The sequence below is a fragment of the Streptomyces durocortorensis genome (genome assembly GCF_031760065.1).
In the GTDB taxonomy this organism is placed as follows: domain Bacteria; phylum Actinomycetota; class Actinomycetes; order Streptomycetales; family Streptomycetaceae; genus Streptomyces.
The window spans coordinates 3,557,028-3,578,664 of sequence record NZ_CP134500.1 but is presented as its reverse complement, the minus strand read 5'-3'; the positions used below and the strand labels follow the sequence as shown (position 1 = coordinate 3,578,664).

Sequence of the window (21,637 nt, the reverse complement as noted above, 5' to 3'; positions counted from 1 at the left end):
TGTGGATAACTCTGCGGAGTGCGTGACTATCCGTAGATAGCACTGTTGCGGAGAGGTCCTGCGTCAGATCCGGCCGTCCTGGCTGCGCGCCAGCCAGTCCGCGGCTTCCGTGAACGCGGTGTCCGAGGTGCCCGCCCGCAGCGGCCTGACCTCGTCCGCGGACACACCGGCCCGCGGGTACGAGCCGAGGAACCGCACCTTCGGGCAGATCCGCTTCAGCCCCATCAGGGCCTCCCCGACCCGCCGGTCCGCGATGTGCCCCTCCGCGTCCACGGCGAAGCAGTAGTTGCCGATGCCCTCGCCGGTCGGGCGGGACTGGATCAGCATCAGGTTGACCCCGCGCACCGCGAACTCCTGGAGCAGCTCCAGCAGGGCGCCGGGGTGGTCGTCGCCGAGCCAGATCGCGACGGAGGTCTTGTCGGCGCCGGTCGGGGCGGAGGGCCGGGCGGGCCGGCCCACCAGTACGAAGCGGGTCTGGGCGTTCTCCGCGTCGTGGATCTCCGTCACCAGCGGTTCGAGGCCGTAGGTGGCGGCGGCGAACTCCCCGGCGAACGCGGCGTCGTAGCGCCCCTCCTGGACCAGCCGGGCACCGTCCGCGTTGGACGCCGCCGACTCCCACACGGCCCCCGGGAGGTGGGCCGCCATCCAGTTGCGCACCTGCGGCTGGGCGGCCGGGTGCGCGGTGACCGTCTTGACGTCCGACAGCTTGGTCCCGGGCCGCACCAGCAGCGCGAAGGTGATGGAGAGCAGCACCTCGCGGTAGATCATCAGCGGTTCCCCGCTGGTCAGCTCGTCGAGCGTCGCGGTGATGCCGCCCTCGACGGAGTTCTCGATCGGTACGAGCGCTGCCGCGGCCTCCCCGTTGCGTACGGCGTCCAGCGCGGCCGGTACGGAGACCATCGGGGCGAGTTCCCGGGTGGCGGCTTCCGGGAGCGTACGGAGGGCGACCTCGGTGAAGGTGCCTTCGGGGCCGAGATAGGCGTAGCGCGTGGCTGACATACGGTCACCCTAATGCGCCCTGCGGCGGCCGCCGCGCTGTCTCAGGATGCGGTCAGGGGTGCGGTCGGGGGCCTTTCTCCGCGACTCCAGCGGTGCGCCCCTTCTCCTGACTCCAGCAGCGCGGCCCCTGGCCCACGGCTCCAGCGGCCGCCGTGCCCCTACGACTCCAGCAGCCGCTGCCCCACGTACTCCCCCTCCGCGGCTCCGCCCGGTACCGCGAACACTCCGCTCGACTCGTGGCGGATGAAGCGCGACAGCGCATCGCCCCGGTCGAGCTTGCGCTGCACCGGCACGAAGCCCCGGAACGGGTCCGCCTGCCAGCAGACGAACAGCAGCCCGGCGTCCGGAGTGCCGTCCTCCGCGATGCCGTCGTGGTACGAGAACGGTCGCCGCAGCATCGCGGCCCCGCCGTTCTCCTCGGGGGAGGAGATCCGGGCGTGGGCGTTGTCGGGGATCACGAGCCTGCCGTCCGGGCCCGCCTTGTCGAAGTCCATCTCCGTGGTCTCGGTCCCCCCGCTGAGCGGCGCCCCGTCCGCCTTGCGCCGGCCGATGACCCGCTCCTGGTGGTCCACCGGAAGCTTCTCCCAGTCGTCCAGGAGCATCCTGATCCGGCGGACGACCGCGTACGAGCCGCCCGCCAGCCATTCCTGCGGGGTGCCGGGGGAGTCGGGCACGAAGACGCGCCGGTCGAAGTCCTCGTCGGCGGGCTTCGGGTTGCCGGTCCCGTCGATCTGGCCCATCAGGTTGCGGGCGGTCATCGGCCGGGCGGTGGTTCCCGGGGTTCGGTTGAAGCCGTTCATCTGCCACCGCACCCGTGCCGTGCCCGCGGCGCCCTTCTGGATCGCCCGCAGCGCGTGGAAGGCGACCAGTGCGTCGTCGGCGCCGATCTGTACCCACAGGTCGCCCTCGGAGCGCTTGGCGTCCAGGTGGTCGGAGGAGAAGGCGGGCAGCGGGTCGAGCGCGGCGGGCAGTGCGGCGGTCAGTCCGGTGCGCGCGAAGAACGTACGGCCGAAGCCGAAGGTGACGGTGAGGGACGAGGGGCCCGCGTCCAGTGCGATCCCGGTGTCGTGCCCGGGACCGTCGGACCCGCCTGCCGCCGGGCGGCCCGCCATCAGCTCCTTCGCCGTCGCCGACCAGCGCCGCATCAGCGCCGCTGCCTCCTTGCGGCTCGCGCCCGCCACCAGGTCGAACGCGACGAGATGGCCCCGGGCCTGAAGCGGAGCGGTGATCCCCGGTTGATGTTTCCCGTGAAACATCGCCTCGGTCGCGCCGATGGACGTCAGCGCGGCCGGTGCGTCGGGGCGGGTCGCGGCGTACCCGGCGGCGCCGCCCCCGGCGCCCAGCACCAGCCCGGTCGCGCCCGCCGCGCCCGCGGTGCCCAGCAGCCGCCGTCGCGAGACGCCGGGGCTTGAGTCCGTGGTGCCGGGGCCCGGGCCAGAGGTGCCGCTGGTTCCCGGGGAGGCGCTCGTACCGACGCGGCCCCGGGCCTGCTTACTGGTCTTGCTCACGTGCTCAGCCGATCTTCGCGTTCTTGTCGATGGTGACCTGGTCGATGTCCGATGTCCGTACCGTCACCTCGATCTTCCAGTCCCCCGCCATCGGGATCTGTACGCCGCTCGCCGACCAGTGCCCCTCGGCCAGCCGGTCGGGGACGACCGGCAGCGGGCCGATCTCCTGGGCCTCCAGGGTGAGGGCCACCTTCAGCTCGGGGACGTCCATCGGCTTGCCGTCGCTGCCGTCGATCCACACATGGAGCTCGTTGGAGCCGGTGCGGCCGGGGTCGATGTCGATGCGGACGGTCCCCTCGCCGTTCTGTCCGCCGGTGTCGAAGGGCATGCTCAGGTTGACGGGGGTTCCGGCGGCGGGTGCGGCCGCCGCCGAAGTGCCACCCGCGGCCTCCTCCGTACGGCCCGGTTCGGTGGACGTCAGCAGGGTGGTGACGGCCAGCAGGACCACGGCGACGGCGGTCTCGGCCAGGACCGAGCGGCGCAGCCCGGAGCGTTCCGCGTCGGCGTCCCGTATCCGCTTCTTCTTGGTGGCGGTCAGGGCGGCCCGCTGCCGGGCCAGTTGGGCCGCGCGCTCCGGATCGAGGTCGGCCCGGGCGTCCTCGGACTCGGCCGCTTCGCCCGAGGAGCTGTCCGAGGAACCGTCCGTGTCGTCGTCCGTGTCGTCGTCCGGGACCTCGTCGTCCGGGGCTTCGGCTTCCGGAACCTCGGAGGAACCAACCGCCGTATCCGTCAGCCGCCCCGTCCACCGCCGGGAGAACCAGGCGACGGCGAGCAGGACCGCGATCAGCGCGACCTTGAGGATGAGCAGCTGTCCGTACCGGGTCCCGGTCAGGGCCGACCAGGAGCCGACCTGCCGCCAGGACTGGTAGATCCCGGTCGCCGCCAGGACCACGACGCTGCCGAACGCGACCGTGGAGAACCGCCGTACCGCCGCGCTCCCGATCTCCGGCGTCCGGTACAGCGCCACCAGGAGCGAGGCCAGTCCGCCGAGCCAGGCGGCGACGGCCAGCAGGTGCGCCACGTCGACCGGCATGGCGATGCCCGGCTGGATGCCGGTCGAGGCGTGCTCGGACATGGCCCAGGTGGCGGCGATGCCCGCGGCGACCACCCCGCCGCCGACGGCCAGACCGAAGGTGAGGTCCTTCTTCTCGCGCTCGTCCTCGCGCCGGGCGTACGTACCGAACAGCACGGCGATGAACAGGGCGGCCGCTCCCAGCAGCAGCAGCCGGGAGACCAGGGCGGCGCCGGGCTTGGTGTCCAGGACGGACTGGAGCCCGTCGAGGTCGAAGGCGTCGGCGAACCTGCCGCTGCCGGTGTACGGGTTCCGCAGCAGCAGCATGACCAGGGTCGCCGCGGTCAGCGTGACCCAGCCACGCACCACGAGCCGCTGCATCGGCAGGGCGGACGCACCGCGCTGCCAGCAGCCGAGGACGAAGGCGCTGCCGCCCACGAGCAGGACGAACCCGGCGTACGCGGCGTACCGCGCGATGCCGTAGACGACGCCGACCGGTCCGCCGCCGACCTCCTGGGAGGGCAGTGCCACCGTGGTGTCGGACGGGGCGCCGATGGAGAACGTGAACGCGCCGGAGATCGGGTGGCTGTCGGCGGAGATCGCCTGCCAGGCCACCGTGTAGGTGCCGTCCGGCAGCCCGGGGTGCAGCTCGACGCCGTAGCGGACGGTGGAGCCGTCGGACAGGTCCTTCGGCTCGGCGCCGGTGTCGGCGCGTTTGCTGCTGGGGTCCAGGACCCGGATCGACCCGTCGCCGACGGCGATCGCCTCGGAGAAGGTGAGGGTGACCTCCTTGGGCGCGGTGGCCACCACCGCCCCGTCCTGCGGGTCGCTCCCGGTGAGGGCGGCGTGCGCGGACGCCGGGCCCGCGCCGGCCAGCAGCAGCCCGAACACCAGGCTTGCCAGGGCGGCGAGGAGTGCGGCGGCGGCGACGGGCCGTCGTATCGGGGGCCGTCCGAGGCGTGGGGCGGTGGCAGTCACGGTTCAGTCCCTCACTGCTTCTTCGGGTTGTGGGTGGTTTCCTTCACCGGCAGGTCGACCGTGATGGAGTCGGCCTTCTCGAAGTGCAGCTCGACGGAGACCTTCTCGCCCTGCTCGGGCTTCTGCTTGAGCTTCATGAACATGATGTGGTTGCCACCGCGTTCGAGAACGAGCTCGCCGTTGGCGGGGACCTCGAAGGACGAGACCTTCCGCATCTTCTGGTCCTTCACCTCGTGGATCGAGACGTCGTCGGACAGCGGGCTGGTCACCGAGGTGAGCCGGTCGCCGGTGCCCCCGCTGTTCTGTACGACCAGGAAACCGGCGGCCATGTCGCTGACGGGCTGCGGCAGATACGCGTCGACGACCTTCAGCTCGGGCTCGCTCTCCGAGGAGCACCCCGCCAGCGCCAGCCCGGCGGTGAGGGCGAGGGCGCCGACGAGGGCCGTGCGGCGGCGGTTCACGGGGTCTCCCCCCTGATCAGCTTGGGGAGGTCCTTCGCGTACTCCTCGGCGGTGGTGTCCTCGCCGTAGAGGGCGTACCCCTTGTCCGTCTTCGGGGAGAAGGCGATGACCTGGGCGCCGTGCATCGAGACGACGGTCCCGTCCTTCTCCACCTTCGGCGCGTCGATGCCGATGCCGATCTGCCGCGCCCCGGCCTGGATGGTCGGGAAGTCGCCGGTGAGGCCGGTGAAGGTGGGGTCCTGGGCCCTGAGCCACTTTCCGAGCGAGGCGGGGGTGTCGCGCTCGGGGTCGGTGGTGACGAAGACGACCCGGAGCTTGTCCTGGTCGGCCTTGGGCAGCTCCCGCTTGGCGAGGGAGATGTTGCTCATGGTCAGTGGGCAGACGTCGGGACATTTGGTGTAGCCGAAGTAGATGAGCGTCGGCTTGCCCTTGGTCGCCTCGCGGAGGTCGTACTCCTTGCCGTTCGTGTCCGTGAGGACGAGGTTCGGCTTGGTGAAGGGCTGGTCGAGGACGGTGGCGGCCTTGGTCTTCGGTGCGGCGCTGACGTCGGCGATGGACGAGGAGCCCGTCCCGTCGTCACCGGAGCCGCAGGCGGAGAGGGCCAGTGCGGCCGCGGCGGCGAACGCCGCGGCCGTCATTGCTTTTTTGCTGTTACGCATGAAAGGGGTGTCCTGAGTGTGGTGCGGGTGGTGGAACCGGCAGGTCAGGCTGTACGGCGACGCCCGGCGAGCACGCCGAACGCGACGCCCGCGATGCCGATGACGATGCCGATGATGCCCAGGGTGCGGGCCGTGGTGTCGCTGGCGGAGGACGCGGCGTGGCTCTTGTCGCCGCTGTCCTTCGCCGAGGCGTCGGTGTCGGCGGCCTTGTGGTCGTCGCCGTCCTTGGTGTCTTGCGCCGCGCCACCGCCGTGGTGGCCGTCGGAGGCGGCGGAGAGCTTCAGGACGGGGGCCGGGCTGTCGGGCTCTTCGCCGCCTGCCTTGGGCTCCTCGATCCAGCGGACGACTTCCTTGTTGTCGTACGTCTGGATCGCCTTGAAGACGAGCTGGTCGGCGTCCTCGGGGAGCTGTCCGACGGAGACCGGGAACTGCTGGAAGTAGCCGGGCTCGATCTCGCTGCCGTCCGCGGTCCAGGTCACCTTGGAGACGGCCTCGGTGATCTTCTTGCCGTGCACCTCCAGCGGCTTGTCGAGCTTGCTCTTGTCGATCTTGATGTCCCAGCCGGGGACGGCCTCGGGGGTCACGGAGGAGAGCGGGTGGTCGGCCGGGAAGTTGATCTCCAGCTTCACCGTCGAGGCCTGGTCGCGCTCGTTGGGGACCTTGAAGTTGAGCGTCGCGTAACCGCCCTTGGCGGCCTCGCCCTGCGGCTGGACGCTGACGTGGGCGGCGGCCGGGCCGGCGATCAGCAGGACGGTGGACGCGGCGACGCCGCCGACGAGGGCGATACGGGAAAGCTTCATGGCAGGAATCACTCCACAGGAAGACAGAGAAGCGGAACATGGTGGTCCGGCGCGCGGGTGCGCGGCGGCATCACGACACCTCGTTCTCCGGTTCCGTGCCGAACCGTCGTCCGGATTACGCACCGAACCGTCGTCCGGCCACGCACGGAACAGGATCGTCGTCCGGTTACGGGGGATACGGGCGAGGTGTCGCGTCAGGCTGCGAGGGCGTACGGGGCCGGAGGCCCGCGCCTGATCACCAGGTGCTGGAGAGGATTCCCGGCCGCGGGCGGGGCGGCGTCGTCGGACGAACGCACGGCACGCGGCCCGGCCGTGAGCTGCTCGCGAGATCCGGCCCGCAGCGCGCGGACGAGGGCGAGCGCACTCCGCAGGGACCGCAGCCGGGCCCCGGCCGCCAGCGCCTGGGCGCTGTGCGCGGAGAGCCGGGCCAGCCGGAAGAGGGCGATCTCGCCGCGCCGCAGCAGCCAGCCGGTGGCGAGCGCGACGAGGAGGTGGGCCACGAACATCGGCAGGCTCGGCAGCAGCGCGGACACCGTGGCGCACACCGCCGCGATGCCGGAAGTACCGTCCCCGGCCGCAGCGGTGGCCGCCGCGGCTCCTCCGGCGGACGCGAGGTGGCCGTGGCCCTGCGTGAGCGTGGCGGGGTCGATGCCCGCCGTGGAGACGATGCGATGGGCGTCGGCGGCGTCCAGCTGCCCGGCCCCGGCCCCGCACACGAGTCCGGCGGCGAACCGGATCAGCGAGTTGTCGCCGCCTGTGGCCGAGGCGGCCGGAGCGCTGCCGTGGCTGCCGTACGCGAAGACGGCGTGCAGGGCGATCTGGCCGCTCGCCAGAGCACCCGTGATCGACGGAAGGGAACGCTCCCGTCCGGCGAGGGCCACGGCGACGGCGAGGACGCCGAGGAATCCGGCGAGCAGCGTCCACGCGGGGACGGCCGAGCCGGCGGCGAGGACATGCCCGGCCGCGGACAGCGCGACGCAGACCGCGGTGAACACCGCGGCCCTCATGAGCCGCAGACCGGCTCCGGCGCGTGCGAGAGGCGTGGACATGGCCGGGACATCATCGCACTGCGCCCCGGGGAGCGGCACGGCAGGTCCGGAAGATCAGCCTCCGTCCCCAAGCGTGCTTGTTGCGCCTGTTCGCGGGGGATGTACGCACCAAGGACGCCTACGGGAAGGGGTACGGGACCCGCCCCGACCACCGGCCCGGGCGGTCCATACACCGGCCGTCCGAATATCCGCATCCGCCGAACGAGCGCTCTCCGGCCCGATCCGTGCTTACGAAGTGCCGAGGGCGGATACACGTATCGGTACGTCGAGCCGCAGCCAGGAGGCTGGAACATGAGCATCTGGTGGTCTCTCCATCTGCGGCGCGAAGCTGCGAGCGTTCCGCTCGCCCGTCGTTTTCTGCTCGGCACCATGGAAACCGCGGGGGTCGATCCGGACGTCTCCTTCGACCTGTCGCTGGCGCTCAGCGAGGCCTGTGCGAACGCCGTCGAGCACGGCGGCGAGCGGACGGCCCTCGGGGAGCCGGGGGATTCCGGGTACGGGAGGACCCCGCCGGACTCCGGGCAGTACCGGGTCACGGCCTATCTGGACGGCGAGAAATGCCGTATCGAGGTCAGCGATTCGGGGCCGGGCTTCCCCGCTGTGCGGGTGCTCCGCCCGGCCGGGCACATCTCCTGCGCCGCCGAGAGCGGGCGTGGCCTCGACCTGATCGAGCAGCTCTCCGATCACGTCCAGTTCGCCAACCGTCCGGGACGCGGCGCGGTGGTGAGCTTCGACAAGGTCCTGAAGTGGCAGGAGGGCGCGCTGCTCACGGTGTAGTGAGCGGCACGCCCTCCCGAGAGGTACGGCGGTGGGTCAGCCCTTCAGCTGCGCCATCCAGGCCTCGACCTCGTCGGCCCGGCGGGGCAGCGTGTCGGAGAGGTTCCGGTTGCCGTCCTCGGTGACGAGGATGTCGTCCTCGATCCGGACGCCGATGCCCCGGTACTCCTCGGGCACGGTCAGGTCGTCGGCCTGGAAGTAGAGCCCCGGCTCCACGGTCAGGCAGACGCCCGGCTCCAGGATGCCGTCGACGTACGCCTCGGTGCGCGCGACGGCGCAGTCGTGGACGTCCATGCCCAGCATGTGACCGGTGCCGTGCAGGGTCCAGCGGCGCTGGAGGCCCAGCTCCAGGACCTTGTCCACGGTCAGGTCGCCGAGCAGGCCCCACTCGACGAGCTTCTCGGCGAGCACGCGCTGCGAGGCGTCGTGGAAGTCACGGAAGGCCGCGCCGGGCTTCACGGCGGCGATGCCCGCCTCCTGGGCCTCGTAGACCGCGTCGTAGATCTTGCGCTGGAGCGGCGAGAACGTGCCGTTGATCGGCAGGGTGCGCGTCACGTCGGCGGTGTAGAGGTCGTTGGTCTCGACCCCGGCGTCCAGGAGCAGCAGCTCGCCCGCGCGGACGGCGCCGTCGTTGCGGACCCAGTGCAGGGTGGTCGCGTGCGGGCCCGCGGCGCAGATCGAGCCGTAGCCGATGTCGTTGCCCTCGATGCGGGCGCGCAGGAAGAACGTGCCCTCGATGAAGCGCTCGCTGGTCGCCTCGGCCTTGTCCAGGCTCCTGACGACGTCCTCGAAGCCGCGCGCGGTGGCGTCGCAGGCCTTCTGCAGCTCGGCGATCTCGAAGGCGTCCTTCACCAGGCGGGCCTCGGAGAGGTAGACGCGCAGCTCCTCGTCGCGCTCGGCGGTCACCTTGTCGGCGAGGGCCGCCTCGATGCCCGCGTCGTGGCCGCGCACGTTGCGGACCGGGCCGGTGGCCCCGGTGAGCGCGGCCGCCACCTCGCGGACGTCCTTCGCGGGGATGCCCAGCAGCTGCTCGGCCTCGGCGAGGGAGTGACGGCGGCCGACCCACAGCTCGCCCTGGCCGTCGAGCCAGAACTCGCCGTTCTCCCGGTTGGAGCGGGGCAGCAGGTAGATGGTGGCCTCGTGGCCGCTCTCGCCGGTCGGCTCCAGGACGAGGACGCCGTCCTGGGTCTGGTCGCCGGTGAGGTAGGCGTACTCGGTGGACGCGCGGAAGGCGTACTCGGTGTCGTTGGAGCGGGTCTTCAGGTTGCCCGCGGGGATGACCAGGCGCTCGCCGGGGAACCGGGCGGAGAGCGCGGCGCGCCGGGCGGCGGTGTGCTCGGCCTGGGCGATCGGCTGGAGGTCGTGCAGCTCCGTGTCGGCCCAGCCCGACTTCATGTTCTCGGCAAGCTCGTCGGAGAGGCCCGGGTACAGGCCGTTCTTCCGCTGCTTGATCGGTTCTGCTGCCTCGTTCTCTTCGGTCTCCTGCTCCGGGGTTTCCGGAATGAGCTCCTCAGACACGATGTGACTCTCCTTGATACGACGCTGGACCATCACCCATCGTACGGGCGTACGGAAGGGGGCCCAGGGTCCAAGGACCTATTACCGCGAAGCCCGCGGGAGGCTCACTCGAAGTGCGCTGCGAGGATCACGACGTCCTCGGCGGAGTCGCTCCTGTCCAGGCCGTCGGGAAGCACCGTCCGCAGGACGTGGTCGGCGACGGCCGCCGGATCGTGCCGCTCGGCCTTCGGTACGGAAGCGGCGGCGGAGTGCAGCCGGGCGAAGGCGCGGTCCATCGGGTCGCCGGTGCGGCGCAGCAGCCCGTCGGTATAGAGGAGCACCGTTTCTCCGGGGGCGGGGCTGAACTCCACGCTCGGCGCCTCCCAGCAGGCGAGCATCCCGAGCGGGGCGGAGAGCGTGGTCTCGACGTACTCGCAGCGCCGGTCGCCGAGGATCAGCGGCGGGGTGTGCCCGGCCCCGGCCAGCACGACCTTGCGGGCGGCGGGCTCGCAGTAGGCGAACAGGGCGGTCGCGGTCCGCGCGGGCTCGGTGAGCCGCAGCAGCAGTTCCAGATCGGAGAGTACGGCGACGGGGTCCTCGCCCTCCATCACGGCGTACGCCCGCAGGCTGGCGCGCAGCCGGCCCATCGCGGCCATCGCGCTCGGCCCGGACCCGCCCACGGAGCCCACGGCGAGGCCGAGCGTGTGGTCCGGCAGCGGCAGCGCGTCGTACCAGTCGCCGCCGCCCCGGGGCCCGGTCCGGCGCCGGGCGGCCAGCTGGACACCGGCGATCCGGGGCAGCCGGCTGGGCAGCAGCTCCTCGGCGACGGTGGCGACGTCCGCGCGGGCGCGCTCCAGCTCGGTCAGGCGGGCCAGGTGCTCGGTGGCGTAGCGGGCGTAGAGGCCGACGAGGTGGCGCTGCTTCTGCGTGGGCTCGGCGGGCTCGTCGTAGAGCCAGGCGGCCGCGCCGAGGCGTCCGGCCGCCTCGGAGGAGAGGGGGAGGGCGTAGCTCGCGGCGTAGCCGAGGCGGGCGGCGACCTCGCGGTGGCGGGGGTCCAGGCTCCGGTCGCCGGGGAGGTCGGGGCTGGTGACCCCGTCCGCGGTGCCGGGGGCGCCGTCGAGGATGCGGCCCAGGGCGGTGGAGCCGCGCGGCACGGTCTCGATGAACCCGAGGTCGGCGTGCGCGAGCCCGAGGCCGATGGTGGCGGAGGGGCCTTCACCGTTCGCCGGTTCCAGAACGAGCAGGCCGCGGCGGGCGCCGACGAGGGCGGCTCCGGCGCGCAGCAGCTCGTTCAGGGCGTCGTCGAGGGTGCTCGTCGCGGCCAGCCGCTCGGTGAGTTCGTGCAGGGTCGTGAGGTCGGAGACCCAGCCTGCCAGCCGGTCCTGGATGAAGGCTCCGGGCGCTGCCGGGACCTCCGTCAGGGGAGCGGGAGCCTGCGTTGAAACCGGAACCTCTGGATCGATTCCAGCCACTTTCGGCAGGTGTGGGGCGCTCATGGCAGCCAGCTTTCCGACCGGTGTGATTCGTCGAATAGCATCGCAAACCCCCATGTGATTCTGCGCCACTATCAGTGCATCCACATGTACACGCACAAGTAACCCGATGTCCAGCATTGTCCCCTCGGGGTTCGGGGGATTCCTGCTCTCCCAGTGTCGGTTAACTTGGCCAAAAATTGCACCCCATGGACGCTATTTGCGATCGACTGGGGCTGCTCAGCAGGGCACCTTCGGCGTCTGGTCGCCGGGGGAGCGTCATTCCGGGCATGCTGGGTACGTAATCGTTGATGCGCGGGGGCAGTTGTGATCGCCCGGGCCATCGCCCAGGAACCCGGCGGCGGGTTCGGGCGTCCTAACCCGTGACGGTGACGCCTCCGCCCCGAGCGGCGGGGTTCGCACCGGGGACGGCAGGCGAGGCGCACGCACCCTCGTCCCTCGGTGGCCGGCCCGGCTCGACCCGCCCGGTTCGACTCCGCTCGACTCTGCTCGATTCGGCTCTGTTCCACCCCAGATCGGTTCTATTCGGATCGGTTCCACTCGGCTCGGCTCGGCTCACGCTCGGTACTGACGGCACGCCCGTAGCGCCCCGTACCGCAGAACTGATGAGTACGTACGCACAGCGAAGAGATACGCACGTGGTGTCACACCCGCGTGGTGTCATGTGGACTCGGCGTTCAACGGAAAGGAACGAGCGCTCATGCGCGAGATCCTCGGAAGGCGACGCAGGCTCCGGCTCCGGCGCAAGGAGGAGGCCGCCCGGCTCGACGCGGCCCTGACCTGCGCCACCGTTTGGCGGTGGCCGGTGCTCCCCGGAGCCGGGACGGCGCCGGCCGCGACGCACGGCGAGCGCGGCTGCGCCTGCCCCGAACCCGACTGCGCCGTACCGGGCGCACACCCCTTCGACCCCGGACTGCTGGCGGCCACCACGGACGAACGCATGGTGCGCTGGTGGTGGACCAACCGCCCCACGGCCCCGGTGCTGCTGGCGACGGGCGGCCGTGCGCCCTGCGCGGTGAGCCTGCCCGCCGTGGCCGGTGCCCGCGCGCTGAGCGCCCTGGACGCCCTCGGCATGCGGCTCGGCCCCGTCGTGGCGACGCCCACCCGGTGGTCGCTGCTGGTGGCCCCGTACACCCTGGAACGGCTCGGCGAACTGCTGTACGCGAAGGACTGGGTGCCCAGTTCGCTTCGGTTCCACGGCGAGGGCGGCTATCTGGTGCTGCCGCCGTCCGCGATCGGCACGGGCCAGGTCCGCTGGGAGCGGCCACCCGCGCCTACCGGAGCCTCTGCTTCCGATTCCGTAGGCCCGGGGTCGGCCCGGCGGCGGGTCAGGGGTGGGGCCCCCGCGGCCGCGGCTCCCTGGCTCCCGGACGTCGAGGCGGTCCTGGACGCCCTGGTCGAGGCCAGCACGGGCGCCCCGGGCGGCGGAAGCAGACTGGCGTACTGAGCGCATGCGCCGACGGGCGTACCGACCGCCTGTGCCGACGGGCGCACTGATCGGGCGAACTGGCTGGCGTGCTGACACGGTCTTCGGCTCACTCGTACGGGTGTGAGCCGGGGCCGGATCCGCGGTGTACGGGTGCGGGGCGGCCCGGCGGCGCGCATTCCGCCGATATCGTCGCCCCGTCGTCAGAATTCGCGCAGTCGCCAGGTGGGGCCACCATGAATCTCCGCATGATCGGCCTCACGGCTGTCGTCGTATCCGCGTGCCTGGTTCCCCTGATTGCATCCGCGGATCCCGTGGGTACTCCGGTTGTCGTGGAGAGCCGTGCCGGCGATGCGGAATCTCCTGGCACTTCGCCAGAAAGTTATCAGGGAAAGCTTTCTGATGACCTATCCGGAGATGTGGGTGCCCCTTCCTCTTCGGTGTTGCGGAAATCACCATCGAAAACGGGCGCAGAAGCCGGACCCCTGTCTGAATTTGATCGCCCGGCTGACCCCGGTGGTGGCCCTGACGTCGCCCGGTGCGGCCCCGAGGTGGTCGCGCCGGAGGGCGTCGAGGCGCAGACCTGCGTCATGGCCCGGGGCGGCGAGACCTGGGCGCGTACGTACTACCGCAATACGACCGGTGAGGAACTCCGGTCCGTGCTCACGCTGATGGGCCCGGGCGGCCGGACCGTGGAGCTTCACTGCACGCCGACGGCGCACGACGAGCCGGGCAGCTGCGAGACCCCGCACGGGGCGTCGGCCGGGAAGCCTTCGGCGTACTGGGCGGTCGCGGAGTTCGTGGGCGCGGGGCCGGTGCAGGAGGCGCCGCTGCTGCTCCGTGCCGGGTCCGACCGGGCGTCCGCCGACCCGGGTGCCGCGACGGGCTGAGCGCCGCCGACGGTGGCGTACCGAGGCCGGGCGCGGGGGGCCGCGGCCGGAGACGAGGACGCCCGGTCGCTGGCGACGGGGGATGCACCAGCGACCGGGCTTTTAGAACCGTAACAAGAGATCTGCCGTTCGCAAATTCGATCTCGCCTGTAGGGACAGGGATTTACTTACGAGTACGGTGAGTTGTGACGCGGGTCACCGTCTGCGGCGGTTCCTTGCTCGTGTCAGCTGAGCGTCACCTGGCGGTTGGTGAGCCCGCTCCGGGCGCGCCGCTCCTCGGCGGTGAGCGGGGCGTCGGAGGCGAGCGCGGAGGCCAGCCGCTCGGCGAACGCGACGGCGGGCTTCTCACAGGCCTCGGCGCCCATCGAGCTCGGCAGGTCCCAGACGGGGACGACCAGCCCGTGCGCCCGGAACGAGCCGACGAGCCGGGTGCCTTCGCCGAGCGAGGAAGCGCCCGCGGCGTGCAGCCGGGCGAGCGCGTCGAGGAGCTGCTCCTCGGGGTGCGGCATGACCCAGCGCAGGTGGTTCTTCTCCGGGGTCTCGCACCAGTACGCGGCATCGACGCCGGACAGCAGCGTCGTCGGGATCGCGGCGGCGTTGGCGCGCTCCAGGGAGGCGGACACCTCGGGTGCCGCGTTCTCCGCGTCGGGCACCCAGAACTCGAACCCGGTGTGCACGTCCGGCTCGAACGCGGCGTCGGGGGCGAGGAGATCCTGGAGGCGGGGGCCGTCGGCCGGGACCCGGCGGGCGGCCACGGGCGAGCCGGGCTCGGCCTCCAGGGCCCGCTGGAGGGTGTCCGCGAGGTCGCGGCTGAGGTCGCCGGACGAGGTGTCGTTCTGCAGGGCGAGCAGGACGGAACCGTCGTCGCGGCGCAGGGCGGGCCACGCCATCGGCAGGACCGTCGCGAGAGTCACCGACGGAACGCCCTCGGGCAGCCCGTCCTTGAGGGTCAGTTCGACCGTGGCGGCAGGCACCAGCTCGCGCAGCGCGACCCAGTCGCACTCGCCCGCGAGCCCCTCGAAGGGGCGGTGCACGAGCTCGGTCACGGCCTGGGCGGCGGCGCGTCCGTGACACGCCTTGTAGCGACGGCCCGAACCGCACGGGCAGGGCTCACGGGCCCCGACGACCGGGATCTCACCGTCCTTGAGCTGCTGCTTCCCGGCCTTGGACTGAGGGCGCTTCTTGGCCATGCTGGGCGTTCTCCCGAGTGCGACGGTACGACGGTGCTACAGAGCGGTATCGGCGCGAGCCTAGCGGCCCGGGAGGGTGCGGCGGCACCGCGCGGCGTACGGGGCATGCTGACGGGCGGGTTTCCCTGGGGCGGGCCGCGACCGGGGTGTCTCGGGTGTCTCCGGGGTGGGTCGTGTCGGTCGGGGGCGGGTTCTTGGGGGCGGGTTGTGTCGTTCGGGGCGGGTGTCTCGGGTTCGGCCCGCTCCGGTCGCGGGCGGGTACCCGGGGCGGCCCGTGCCGTCCGGATCAGCCGACGTCGTCGAAGGCCTCGGAGAGGTCCAGCCCGGGAAACCCGGCAGGCCCGCCGACGCCGGGCAGCCCGCCGATCCCGACCGGCCCGCCGATTCCGGGAGGGCCACCGATTCCGGGCGGTCCACCGACGCCGGGCGGCTTCTTCGAGGAGACCAGGGCCCAGACGGTGACCTCGCCGGAGGCGTCGTCGCGTACGCCCCACTCCTGGGCCAGGGCGCTGATGATGTTGAGCCCCCGGCCGCCGCGGGCCGTCACCGAAGGGGTTGCCGGAACGGGGCGGGTCGGGCCGCCGCCGTCCGTGACCTCCACGGTCAGGCCGCCGTGCGTGTCCACCCGCCAGGCGGCGCGGATGTCGCCGTCGCCGACGTCGGCGTGCCGCCCCAGGGGCCTGCCGTGCCGGCAGGCGTTGCTGAGAAGTTCGGAAAGGATCAGAACGGCGTCGTCGACGACCGCGTCCGACACCCCGTTGCCGCGCAACTGCTCACGCATCCGGTGTCGTGCCTGCCGCACGCCGGCAGGGCCATGAGGAACGGCCATGCTCGACGACGCGGGCACCTCTTGTGCCACCACCAACGCCACCCCCGAGACCTCCTTCACCCCATGCCACGGGTTGGATGCCCCACTGAGCTGGACCGGAAACCGGCCAAAGCGCTGCTGGTGACGCACTCGTAACGATCGAATGCACAGCGAGTGCGCCGGTGTACTCCCCGTAACGGGAGGTGTCGGGTGGCGCTTATGTGTTAAATGCGGCCCAGTTGGGACAGAACCTGCTTGGGGCGGTTGGTGATGATCGCCTCGACGCCGAGTTCGGCGCAGAGCTCGACGTCGGCCGGTTCGTTCACGGTCCACACGTGCACCCGCTGCCCGGCGCGGTGGAGCCGTTCGATGTAGCCGGGGTGGCTGCGCACGATCCGCATGCCGGGTCCCGCGATCCGGGCCCCGGCGGGCAGCCGCCCGTCCCGCAGCCGGGGCGAGACGAACTGCATCAGATAGACCGTGGGCAGCGTGGGCGCCGCCGCCTGGACACGGTGCAGGGAGCGGGCGGAGAAGCTCATGATGCGGATGGGCGGGGGCTCGTCGGCGACGGCGGGCGGATCGGCGAGCCCGAAGCGCTTGAGCAGGTGGAGGAGCCGCTCCTCCACCTGTCCGGCCCACCGGGTGGGGTGCTTCGTCTCGATGGCCAGCTGGAGCGGCCGCCCGGTCGCCCGTACCTCGGTGAACAGCTCCAGGAGCCGTTCCAGGGTGAGTACGGAGGTGAGCTCGCCCGGCACCGGATCCCAGTCGGGGGACTCCTCACGGTCCTTCCAGGAGCCGAAGTCGAGGGCGGCGAGGTCGGCCAGCTCCAGCGCCGAGACGGCGCCGCGCCCGTTCGACGTACGGTTCACCCGCCGGTCGTGGACGCAGACGAGATGCCCGTCGGCGGTCAGCCGGACGTCGCACTCCAGGGCGTCGGCGCCGTCCTCGATCGCCTTGCGGTAGGCGGCCAGGGTGTGTTCGGGGGCGTCGTCGGAGGCGCCGCGATGGGCGACGACCTGGATCGAGGTGTGCGTGCTGCGCTGTCGTGCTTGGGTCACCCGCGCCATGGTGTCACCGCCACGGGGGTGGGTGAGCACATGTCACCCTGGAGGTCTGTTTTGTCTGATGTAAAGATTGGTGTGCGGATGCACAGGTACTGCTTACAGTGACCCGACGCGCTGTGGGAAAAGCTGACCGCAGACACGTGCACAGCGGATTTCCTGCCGAAGACCGACTGGATGCCGAGTGGAACCGAGGAGCAAAGAGCTGTGAGCACCGAGAACGAGGGCAACGAGGACAACGCGGTACAGGCCGCGCCGTCCGTTCCGTCCGCACCTCCCGTGCCGGCCGCCACTCCCGTGCCGGCCCCTGACGGAGCGACACCCCCGTCGTCGCCCTCGTCATCGCCGGCTCCGCCCCAGGACACCGCACACACCACCGAGGACACGCCGGGCGACGCCACCGCACCGGCCGCCCCCGCGCACACGGAAGCCCCGCGCCACAACCCCACACACCAGGGCGCCCCGCACCAGGGCGCCCCGGACTCCCACCCCACAGCGCCCCACGCCCCCCAGGCACCTCACTCCCCCCACCCCTCCCACCCGCCGCAGCACTCCCCGTACGGCGCGGCGCCCGAGCCCCCCGCGGGCGCAGCCGCCTGGCCGCCGCCCCCGCCGACCGTCCCGTCGTACGCCGGCGGGGACGCCGGTCACGCGTCCGGCGGCATCGGCAACGGGAGCGGCCACGGCCCGGTCTGGGGCGCTCCGGTCCCGCCCGGCTCCGAACCGGCGCGCGGCAAGCGCCGGGGCGGCGGGCTGGTGGCGGCCGTCGCGGTGGCGGCGCTCGTCGCGGGCGGTATCGGCGGCGCTCTCGGCTACTGGGCGGCCGACCGCAACGACAACCGGACCTCGGGCGGCTCGACCACGATCTCGGCCTCGGACACCCCGAGGGACCTGAAGCGCCCCGCGGGCACGGTGGCCGGGGTCGCGGCGAAGGCGCTGCCCAGCGTGGTCACGATCGACGCGCAGGGGGACAGCGGCGAGGGCGGCACGGGCACCGGCTTCGTATACGACAAGGAGGGCCACATCCTCACGAACAACCACGTAGTGGCCTCCGCGGCGGAGGCCGGCGAACTGTCGGCGACGTTCTCCAACGGCAAGAAGTACGCGGCCGAGGTGGTCGGCCGGGCACAGGGTTACGACGTGGCCGTGCTGAAGCTGAAGAGCCCGCCGCCGGGCCTGGCCCCCCTGCCCCTCGGCAACTCCGCGAGCGTCGCGGTGGGCGACTCGACGATCGCGATCGGGGCGCCCTTCGGCCTCTCGAACACGGTGACCACGGGCATCATCAGCGCGAAGAACCGCCCGGTGGCATCCGGGGACGGCTCCAGCAGCAAGAACTCGTACATGAGCGCCCTGCAGACCGACGCCTCGATCAACCCGGGCAACTCCGGCGGCCCGCTGCTGGACGCGACGGGCGCGGTCATCGGCATCAACTCCGCGATCCAGTCGACCGGCGGCGGCCTCGGCCAGTCCCAGGCGGGCTCCATCGGCCTCGGCTTCGCGATCCCGATCAACCAGGCCAAGAACGTCGCCGAGCAGCTGATCAAGACCGGAAAGCCGGTCTACCCGGTGATCGGCGCGACGGTCACGATGGAGGAGAAGACCGGCGGCGCGGCCATCTCCTCCCAGGGCGTGGGAGGAACCCCCGCCGTCACCCCGAACGGCCCGGCGGCCAAGGCGGGCCTCAAGGCGGGCGACGTGATCACCAAGTTCAACGACACCGTGATCGACAGCGGCCCGACCCTGATCGGCGAGATCTGGACCCGCAAGCCGGGCGAGAAAGTGACCCTGACCTACGAGCGCGACGGCAAGACGGCCACGGCCGAAGTCACCCTGGGCCAGCGCGAGGGCGACAGCTGACCGGCTAGGCTGTCCCAAGCGTCGAACCGGCCCCACCCGGGCCTGACGGCCCATCGGCTTGCGCAGCCCTGGACCGCCGACGCGGGGTGGGTTGCCCGAGCGGCCTAAGGGAACGGTCTTGAAAACCGTCGTGGCAGCGATGTCACCGTGGGTTCAAATCCCACACCCACCGCGGATGAACGGCCCCTGACCAGGTGCATTGGTCGGGGGTCGTTCTCGTTGCGCGCCGCTCGTACAGGGAGCGAACGCGGTTCAGAAGCCTTTGCGGTGCTCGTGCCAGGCGGTGGCGGCGATCGCGAGTCGCTGGGCCCACGGGGTGGGATCGGCGGTGCTGATCTCGTTCCAGAGGGTGTGGTTGGCGGCGGCGAAGGCGGTGATGCCCTCGGTGGGGGCGGTGTGCCAGGAGGGGATCTCGGTGGCCCAGCGCTCGGCGGATGCGAGGGTGTGGCCGGCGGCGATGAGCCAGATGACCCAGTAGCCCGCGTCGAGCCAGGCGGCTCCGCGGGTCGCCCAGGCCCAGTCGACCAGACGGGCCCGGTCGCCCCCGGGGGGCGTGTTCGTCGACGAGGACGTTGGCGTTGTTCAGCTCGGTGTGGAGCAGGTGGGTCCCGGCGAAGAACCGGCGGTCGTCGGGGTGGGCGGCGTAGCGCTCCAGGCGCTGTTCGGCGTGACGTAGTTCGCTGGCGGGGCAGGGGGTCTCGCCGAGGCGGCGCAGGAGGGCGGCGACTTCGGGGAGGTCGGGGGACCGGGGGCGTAGTCGGCCGGAGGTCGCATCCGTGTTGCCGTTGCCTGCCGAGTAGAAGCATCAGCTCACCGGCCGTGCGGATCTCCCGGGCGGGGCGCACCGACGCCGCCGACCGTGTCTTGCGGTCCCGGGGATTCGACCCGTTACCGCGTTGGATCGGCCGTCGGCGGGGGCGGAAGCGGTGGGAGTGACGCCAGTACCTTCGGCATGTCCTTCTTCCGCGTCACGATCAGCACCGGTACGCCCCCGTCCTCGCACTCCAGGACCACCGCCCGGCCGTCGAAGTCGGGGCGGCCCGGGGGGTCGGCGCTGTACGGAGGGCGGAGGCGGAGTGGGGTCAGGGTGCGGGGGGTTTCCTTGCGGTGGAAGGCGCCCGTCGGGTCGGGAGTGGTGGCCAGGGAGCCGGGAGCGGCCGCCAGGAATCCGGCGGTGCCCGCGTACGGGACCTCGCCCATGATGACGCCGGGGACGCACTCCTGCCCGGTCAGTACGTACGGCTTCAGGGCGATGGTGTCGTCGCGGCGGCCGCGACGCCGCAGGAACGGTACGGCCAGGGCACAGCCCGCCAGGATCACCAGGCCGCCCAGGGCGGTGAGTTGCAGCGCTTCGCCGATGCTGTCGGTCGGCCAGGGGGCCGCCACGCCGAGCGCGGTGAGGAGCAGGCCGCCGGTGAACGCGAGGCCCACCTGCCAGGGGTACGCCTTGGGCGAGCGCCGTGTGCCCCAGGCCATCGCGGCCGCGCCCGCCAGGAACGTCGCCCCGTAGAGGCCCAGGCCCAGGCCGAAGGTGAGGGGGATCCGGTAGGCGCCGCGCGGGTCCGCGTTCGTGTAGCGGCGGGCGGTGGGGAAATCCACGTACCGGATCTGGTCCCGCCAGTACGTGACCTCGACGCTCGCTCCCGGTCGCGCGCCCGGGTCCTGCCTCGGGCTGCCGTCGATCCGGGTGCGGGTGGACGACCCGTCGGGCTCGGTGACGTACAGCCAGTACGAGGACGTCTTGCGGCCCGTCTCCTTCTCGGTGCGGTCGATCACCGCATTGACCGTGCGCAGGCAATCGCCCTTGTGGGCGTCGCCGGTTGCGGGGCAGGCCGCCGCCGTGGTGAAAGCGTGCTCCTTGTCGCGGGCGCCGGGGGTGGTGACCAGGAGCAGCCAGGTCGACACCAGTGCCAGCAACGTGCCCACGACCAGGGCGGGACGCGTCGTCGGCCTGCGCCTCGGGCTGGGCTCACTGCTCTGTGTCGGAGTCACCCCCACATTCTGTAGCGGTCAGGGCGGCAGCGGCAGGGGCGATGTCTGCATCTCGTCGTGCTGCTTGCTGCCGGGAACCGGCAATGGGGCGGGTATGGCCTCAGGCGGGTGTGTCATCGGGCGGTTATGCCATCAATGGCTACGCCGTCAGTCGTTCAATGGCTACACCGTCAGTCGTTGCGCGGTCAGCCGTTACGTGACTCCCGGTTGCGCGGGGCCCGCTCCTACAGGGGCTCGCCTCCCCTGCCCGACGTCAGCCGCGCCGCCGACGCGATCGCGGCGCGCGCCTCGTGTTCCGGGAGCCCGGTGCGTACCGCGGCCGCGGTGAGCTCGTCGGCCAGGGCGTCGCCGAAGCCGTGTTCGTAGGCGCGGCAGGCCGCCCAGAACAGGCGGGTGTTGCGCTGGCCCTCGTGTGCGGCCAGTACGAACTGGATCAGGCCCTCGCCCCGGCGGCCCCGGCCGCCGCCCGTGCCGTGGGTGCGGGGCGTGTGCGGGGGCGGGGTGAGGAGGCGCAGGAGGGCGCGGGGGCAGGGGGCCGGGGTGAGGTGGGCGGTGCCGGGGGCAAGGCGGTATCGGCCGTGGGCGGTGACCGAGCCGGGGCCGACCAGGTAGCCGCCGCTGCCCCGGATGTCGATGCCCGGGGCCAGGCGGCTCGCGGAGTTGGCGACCGTCACATCGGCGGGGCCGGTCAGCCAGAGGTGGCGGCCGCCGCTCGGGGTGAGCACGGTGACCGTCGGCGGGATGGTGAACAGGTGCTGGAGCGCCAGCTGCCGGAGGGCCCCGGCCGAGTCGTTGCCGCACGTCGTGTCGACGTCCAGGTCGATACCGATGAGCCGGTGAGGGACGCGTCCGCAGGCGATGCCGTACCCGGTGGCCCGGGGCGCGGCGGCGAAGAGCGCGCGGACGGCGGCGGGGTCCGTCGTGGCGTCGTGCACACCGTGGCCGGGCAGCCCGCACTCACCCCGGCAGTGCACCGGCGGCTGTTCGCCGTGGTGCGGGGAGCGCAGGGCGGGGAGCTTGGTGGCGGACAGGGGAAAGACGGGGAGCCCGCGCTCGGCGGCGGAGAGAGCGTGGGCCAGGGCCAGGGTGGGGGTCTGCCGGTCGATGGTGGCCATGCAGTCATTTTCGTACATGCGTTCGAGTATGGGAAGAGGGGGTAGGACGGCGAGGGGGCGCGGCC

General features: G+C 72.2%; 19 protein-coding genes and 1 tRNA gene. 6 read left to right on the top strand and 14 right to left on the bottom strand.

Features of this window, described 5'->3' with window-relative positions:
- Window positions 1–63 precede the first annotated feature (63 nt).
- The 7 genes from pheA to RI138_RS15745 all read right to left on the bottom strand — a co-directional run bounded on the left by pheA (window position 64) and on the right by RI138_RS15745 (window position 7,466).
- The gene (gene pheA / locus RI138_RS15775; protein ID WP_096629786.1) at window positions 64–999 is read right to left on the bottom strand and encodes a prephenate dehydratase; all 936 of its coding nucleotides are present in this window, start codon (window positions 997–999) and stop codon (window positions 64–66) included.
- 158 nt (window positions 1,000–1,157) lie between these two features.
- Window positions 1,158–2,507: an iron uptake transporter deferrochelatase/peroxidase subunit gene (efeB, locus tag RI138_RS15770; protein ID WP_311120448.1), complete on the bottom strand. Its 1,350-nt coding sequence runs from the start codon at window positions 2,505–2,507 to the stop codon at window positions 1,158–1,160.
- Window positions 2,508–2,511: 4 nt separating this feature from the next.
- Complete coding sequence (locus RI138_RS15765) at window positions 2,512–4,497, bottom strand: copper resistance CopC/CopD family protein (protein ID WP_311120447.1); 1,986 nt, start codon at window positions 4,495–4,497, stop codon at window positions 2,512–2,514.
- Between the two features lie 11 nt (window positions 4,498–4,508).
- A complete protein-coding gene (locus RI138_RS15760; RefSeq protein WP_311120446.1) occupies window positions 4,509–4,958 on the bottom strand; it encodes a copper chaperone PCu(A)C in 450 nt (149 codons plus the stop codon).
- Window positions 4,955–5,596, bottom strand: a complete 642-nt coding sequence (locus RI138_RS15755; RefSeq protein ID WP_311122907.1) for an SCO family protein — start codon at window positions 5,594–5,596, stop codon at window positions 4,955–4,957. Before RI138_RS15755 ends, RI138_RS15760 begins: the two co-directional genes overlap by 4 nt.
- 65 nt (window positions 5,597–5,661) lie before the next feature.
- Window positions 5,662–6,417 carry a YcnI family copper-binding membrane protein gene (locus RI138_RS15750; protein WP_311120445.1) on the bottom strand — a complete coding sequence of 252 codons (756 nt, stop codon included), beginning with the start codon at window positions 6,415–6,417 and terminating at the stop codon, window positions 5,662–5,664.
- Between the two features lie 194 nt (window positions 6,418–6,611).
- Window positions 6,612–7,466 (bottom strand): hypothetical protein, encoded by an 855-nt coding sequence (locus RI138_RS15745; RefSeq protein WP_311120444.1) that lies wholly within the window; start codon window positions 7,464–7,466, stop codon window positions 6,612–6,614.
- 291 nt (window positions 7,467–7,757) lie between these two features.
- Between RI138_RS15745 and RI138_RS15740 the strand changes: the two genes are divergently transcribed.
- Window positions 7,758–8,243: an ATP-binding protein gene (locus tag RI138_RS15740; RefSeq protein ID WP_311120443.1), complete on the top strand. Its 486-nt coding sequence runs from the start codon at window positions 7,758–7,760 to the stop codon at window positions 8,241–8,243.
- Between the two features lie 36 nt (window positions 8,244–8,279).
- On the opposite strand, the gene RI138_RS15735 is transcribed toward RI138_RS15740, so the two are convergent.
- Both RI138_RS15735 and RI138_RS15730 read right to left on the bottom strand, forming a co-directional pair.
- A complete protein-coding gene (locus RI138_RS15735) occupies window positions 8,280–9,761 on the bottom strand; it encodes an aminopeptidase P family protein (protein WP_311120442.1) in 1,482 nt (493 codons plus the stop codon).
- Between the two features lie 104 nt (window positions 9,762–9,865).
- A complete protein-coding gene (locus RI138_RS15730) occupies window positions 9,866–11,353 on the bottom strand; it encodes a PP2C family protein-serine/threonine phosphatase (protein WP_311120441.1) in 1,488 nt (495 codons plus the stop codon).
- 580 nt (window positions 11,354–11,933) lie between these two features.
- On the opposite strand from RI138_RS15730, the gene RI138_RS15725 reads away from it, so the two are divergent.
- Together RI138_RS15725 and RI138_RS15720 are read left to right on the top strand one after the other, a co-directional pair.
- Entirely contained in the window at window positions 11,934–12,680 is a 747-nt protein-coding gene (locus RI138_RS15725; protein ID WP_311120440.1) for a bifunctional DNA primase/polymerase, read from the top strand.
- Between the two features lie 530 nt (window positions 12,681–13,210).
- Window positions 13,211–13,549 carry a hypothetical protein gene (locus tag RI138_RS15720; protein ID WP_311120439.1) on the top strand — a complete coding sequence of 113 codons (339 nt, stop codon included), beginning with the start codon at window positions 13,211–13,213 and terminating at the stop codon, window positions 13,547–13,549.
- A gap of 224 nt (window positions 13,550–13,773) precedes the next feature.
- Here RI138_RS15720 and RI138_RS15715 read toward each other — a convergent pair whose 3' ends face one another.
- The 3 genes from RI138_RS15715 to RI138_RS15705 all read right to left on the bottom strand — a co-directional run bounded on the left by RI138_RS15715 (window position 13,774) and on the right by RI138_RS15705 (window position 16,614).
- Window positions 13,774–14,739 carry a DUF5926 family protein gene (locus RI138_RS15715; protein WP_096631991.1) on the bottom strand — a complete coding sequence of 322 codons (966 nt, stop codon included), beginning with the start codon at window positions 14,737–14,739 and terminating at the stop codon, window positions 13,774–13,776.
- Between the two features lie 286 nt (window positions 14,740–15,025).
- Window positions 15,026–15,697 (bottom strand): ATP-binding protein, encoded by a 672-nt coding sequence (locus tag RI138_RS15710; protein ID WP_311120438.1) that lies wholly within the window; start codon window positions 15,695–15,697, stop codon window positions 15,026–15,028.
- 74 nt (window positions 15,698–15,771) lie between these two features.
- On the bottom strand, window positions 15,772–16,614 hold the full coding sequence (locus tag RI138_RS15705) for a glycerophosphodiester phosphodiesterase (protein ID WP_311120437.1): 843 nt from the start codon (window positions 16,612–16,614) through the stop codon (window positions 15,772–15,774).
- Between the two features lie 201 nt (window positions 16,615–16,815).
- On the opposite strand from RI138_RS15705, the gene RI138_RS15700 reads away from it, so the two are divergent.
- The 3 genes from RI138_RS15700 to RI138_RS15690 all read left to right on the top strand — a co-directional run bounded on the left by RI138_RS15700 (window position 16,816) and on the right by RI138_RS15690 (window position 19,141).
- Window positions 16,816–18,465 (top strand): S1C family serine protease, encoded by a 1,650-nt coding sequence (locus tag RI138_RS15700; RefSeq protein WP_311120436.1) that lies wholly within the window; start codon window positions 16,816–16,818, stop codon window positions 18,463–18,465.
- 85 nt (window positions 18,466–18,550) lie between these two features.
- Window positions 18,551–18,637: transfer RNA gene (locus RI138_RS15695), tRNA-Ser, on the top strand.
- 381 nt (window positions 18,638–19,018) lie between these two features.
- On the top strand, window positions 19,019–19,141 hold the full coding sequence (locus RI138_RS15690; RefSeq protein WP_311120435.1) for a hypothetical protein: 123 nt from the start codon (window positions 19,019–19,021) through the stop codon (window positions 19,139–19,141).
- 212 nt (window positions 19,142–19,353) lie between these two features.
- Here RI138_RS15690 and RI138_RS15685 read toward each other — a convergent pair whose 3' ends face one another.
- The gene (locus RI138_RS15685; protein ID WP_311120434.1) at window positions 19,354–20,457 is read right to left on the bottom strand and encodes a hypothetical protein; all 1,104 of its coding nucleotides are present in this window, start codon (window positions 20,455–20,457) and stop codon (window positions 19,354–19,356) included.
- Between the two features lie 224 nt (window positions 20,458–20,681).
- The gene (locus tag RI138_RS15680) at window positions 20,682–21,572 is read right to left on the bottom strand and encodes a bifunctional DNA primase/polymerase (protein WP_311122906.1); all 891 of its coding nucleotides are present in this window, start codon (window positions 21,570–21,572) and stop codon (window positions 20,682–20,684) included.
- Between the last annotated feature and the right edge of the window lie 65 nt (window positions 21,573–21,637).

Bases quoted from the DNA above. Each gene is read 5' to 3' on its own strand.
- pheA (WP_096629786.1), bottom strand. From the start codon at position 999: ATGTCAGCCACGCGCTACGCCTATCTCGGCCCCGAAGGCACCTTCACC.
- RI138_RS15755 (WP_311122907.1), bottom strand. From the start codon at position 5,596: ATGACGGCCGCGGCGTTCGCCGCCGCGGCCGCACTGGCCCTCTCCGCC.
- RI138_RS15750 (WP_311120445.1), bottom strand. From the start codon at position 6,417: ATGAAGCTTTCCCGTATCGCCCTCGTCGGCGGCGTCGCCGCGTCCACC.
- RI138_RS15745 (WP_311120444.1), bottom strand. From the start codon at position 7,466: ATGTCCACGCCTCTCGCACGCGCCGGAGCCGGTCTGCGGCTCATGAGG.
- RI138_RS15740 (WP_311120443.1), top strand. From the start codon at position 7,758: ATGAGCATCTGGTGGTCTCTCCATCTGCGGCGCGAAGCTGCGAGCGTT.
- RI138_RS15730 (WP_311120441.1), bottom strand. From the start codon at position 11,353: ATGCTGGACATCGGGTTACTTGTGCGTGTACATGTGGATGCACTGATA.
- RI138_RS15725 (WP_311120440.1), top strand. From the start codon at position 11,934: ATGCGCGAGATCCTCGGAAGGCGACGCAGGCTCCGGCTCCGGCGCAAG.
- RI138_RS15715 (WP_096631991.1), bottom strand. From the start codon at position 14,739: ATGGCCAAGAAGCGCCCTCAGTCCAAGGCCGGGAAGCAGCAGCTCAAG.
- RI138_RS15705 (WP_311120437.1), bottom strand. From the start codon at position 16,614: ATGGCGCGGGTGACCCAAGCACGACAGCGCAGCACGCACACCTCGATC.
- RI138_RS15680 (WP_311122906.1), bottom strand. From the start codon at position 21,572: ATGGCCACCATCGACCGGCAGACCCCCACCCTGGCCCTGGCCCACGCT.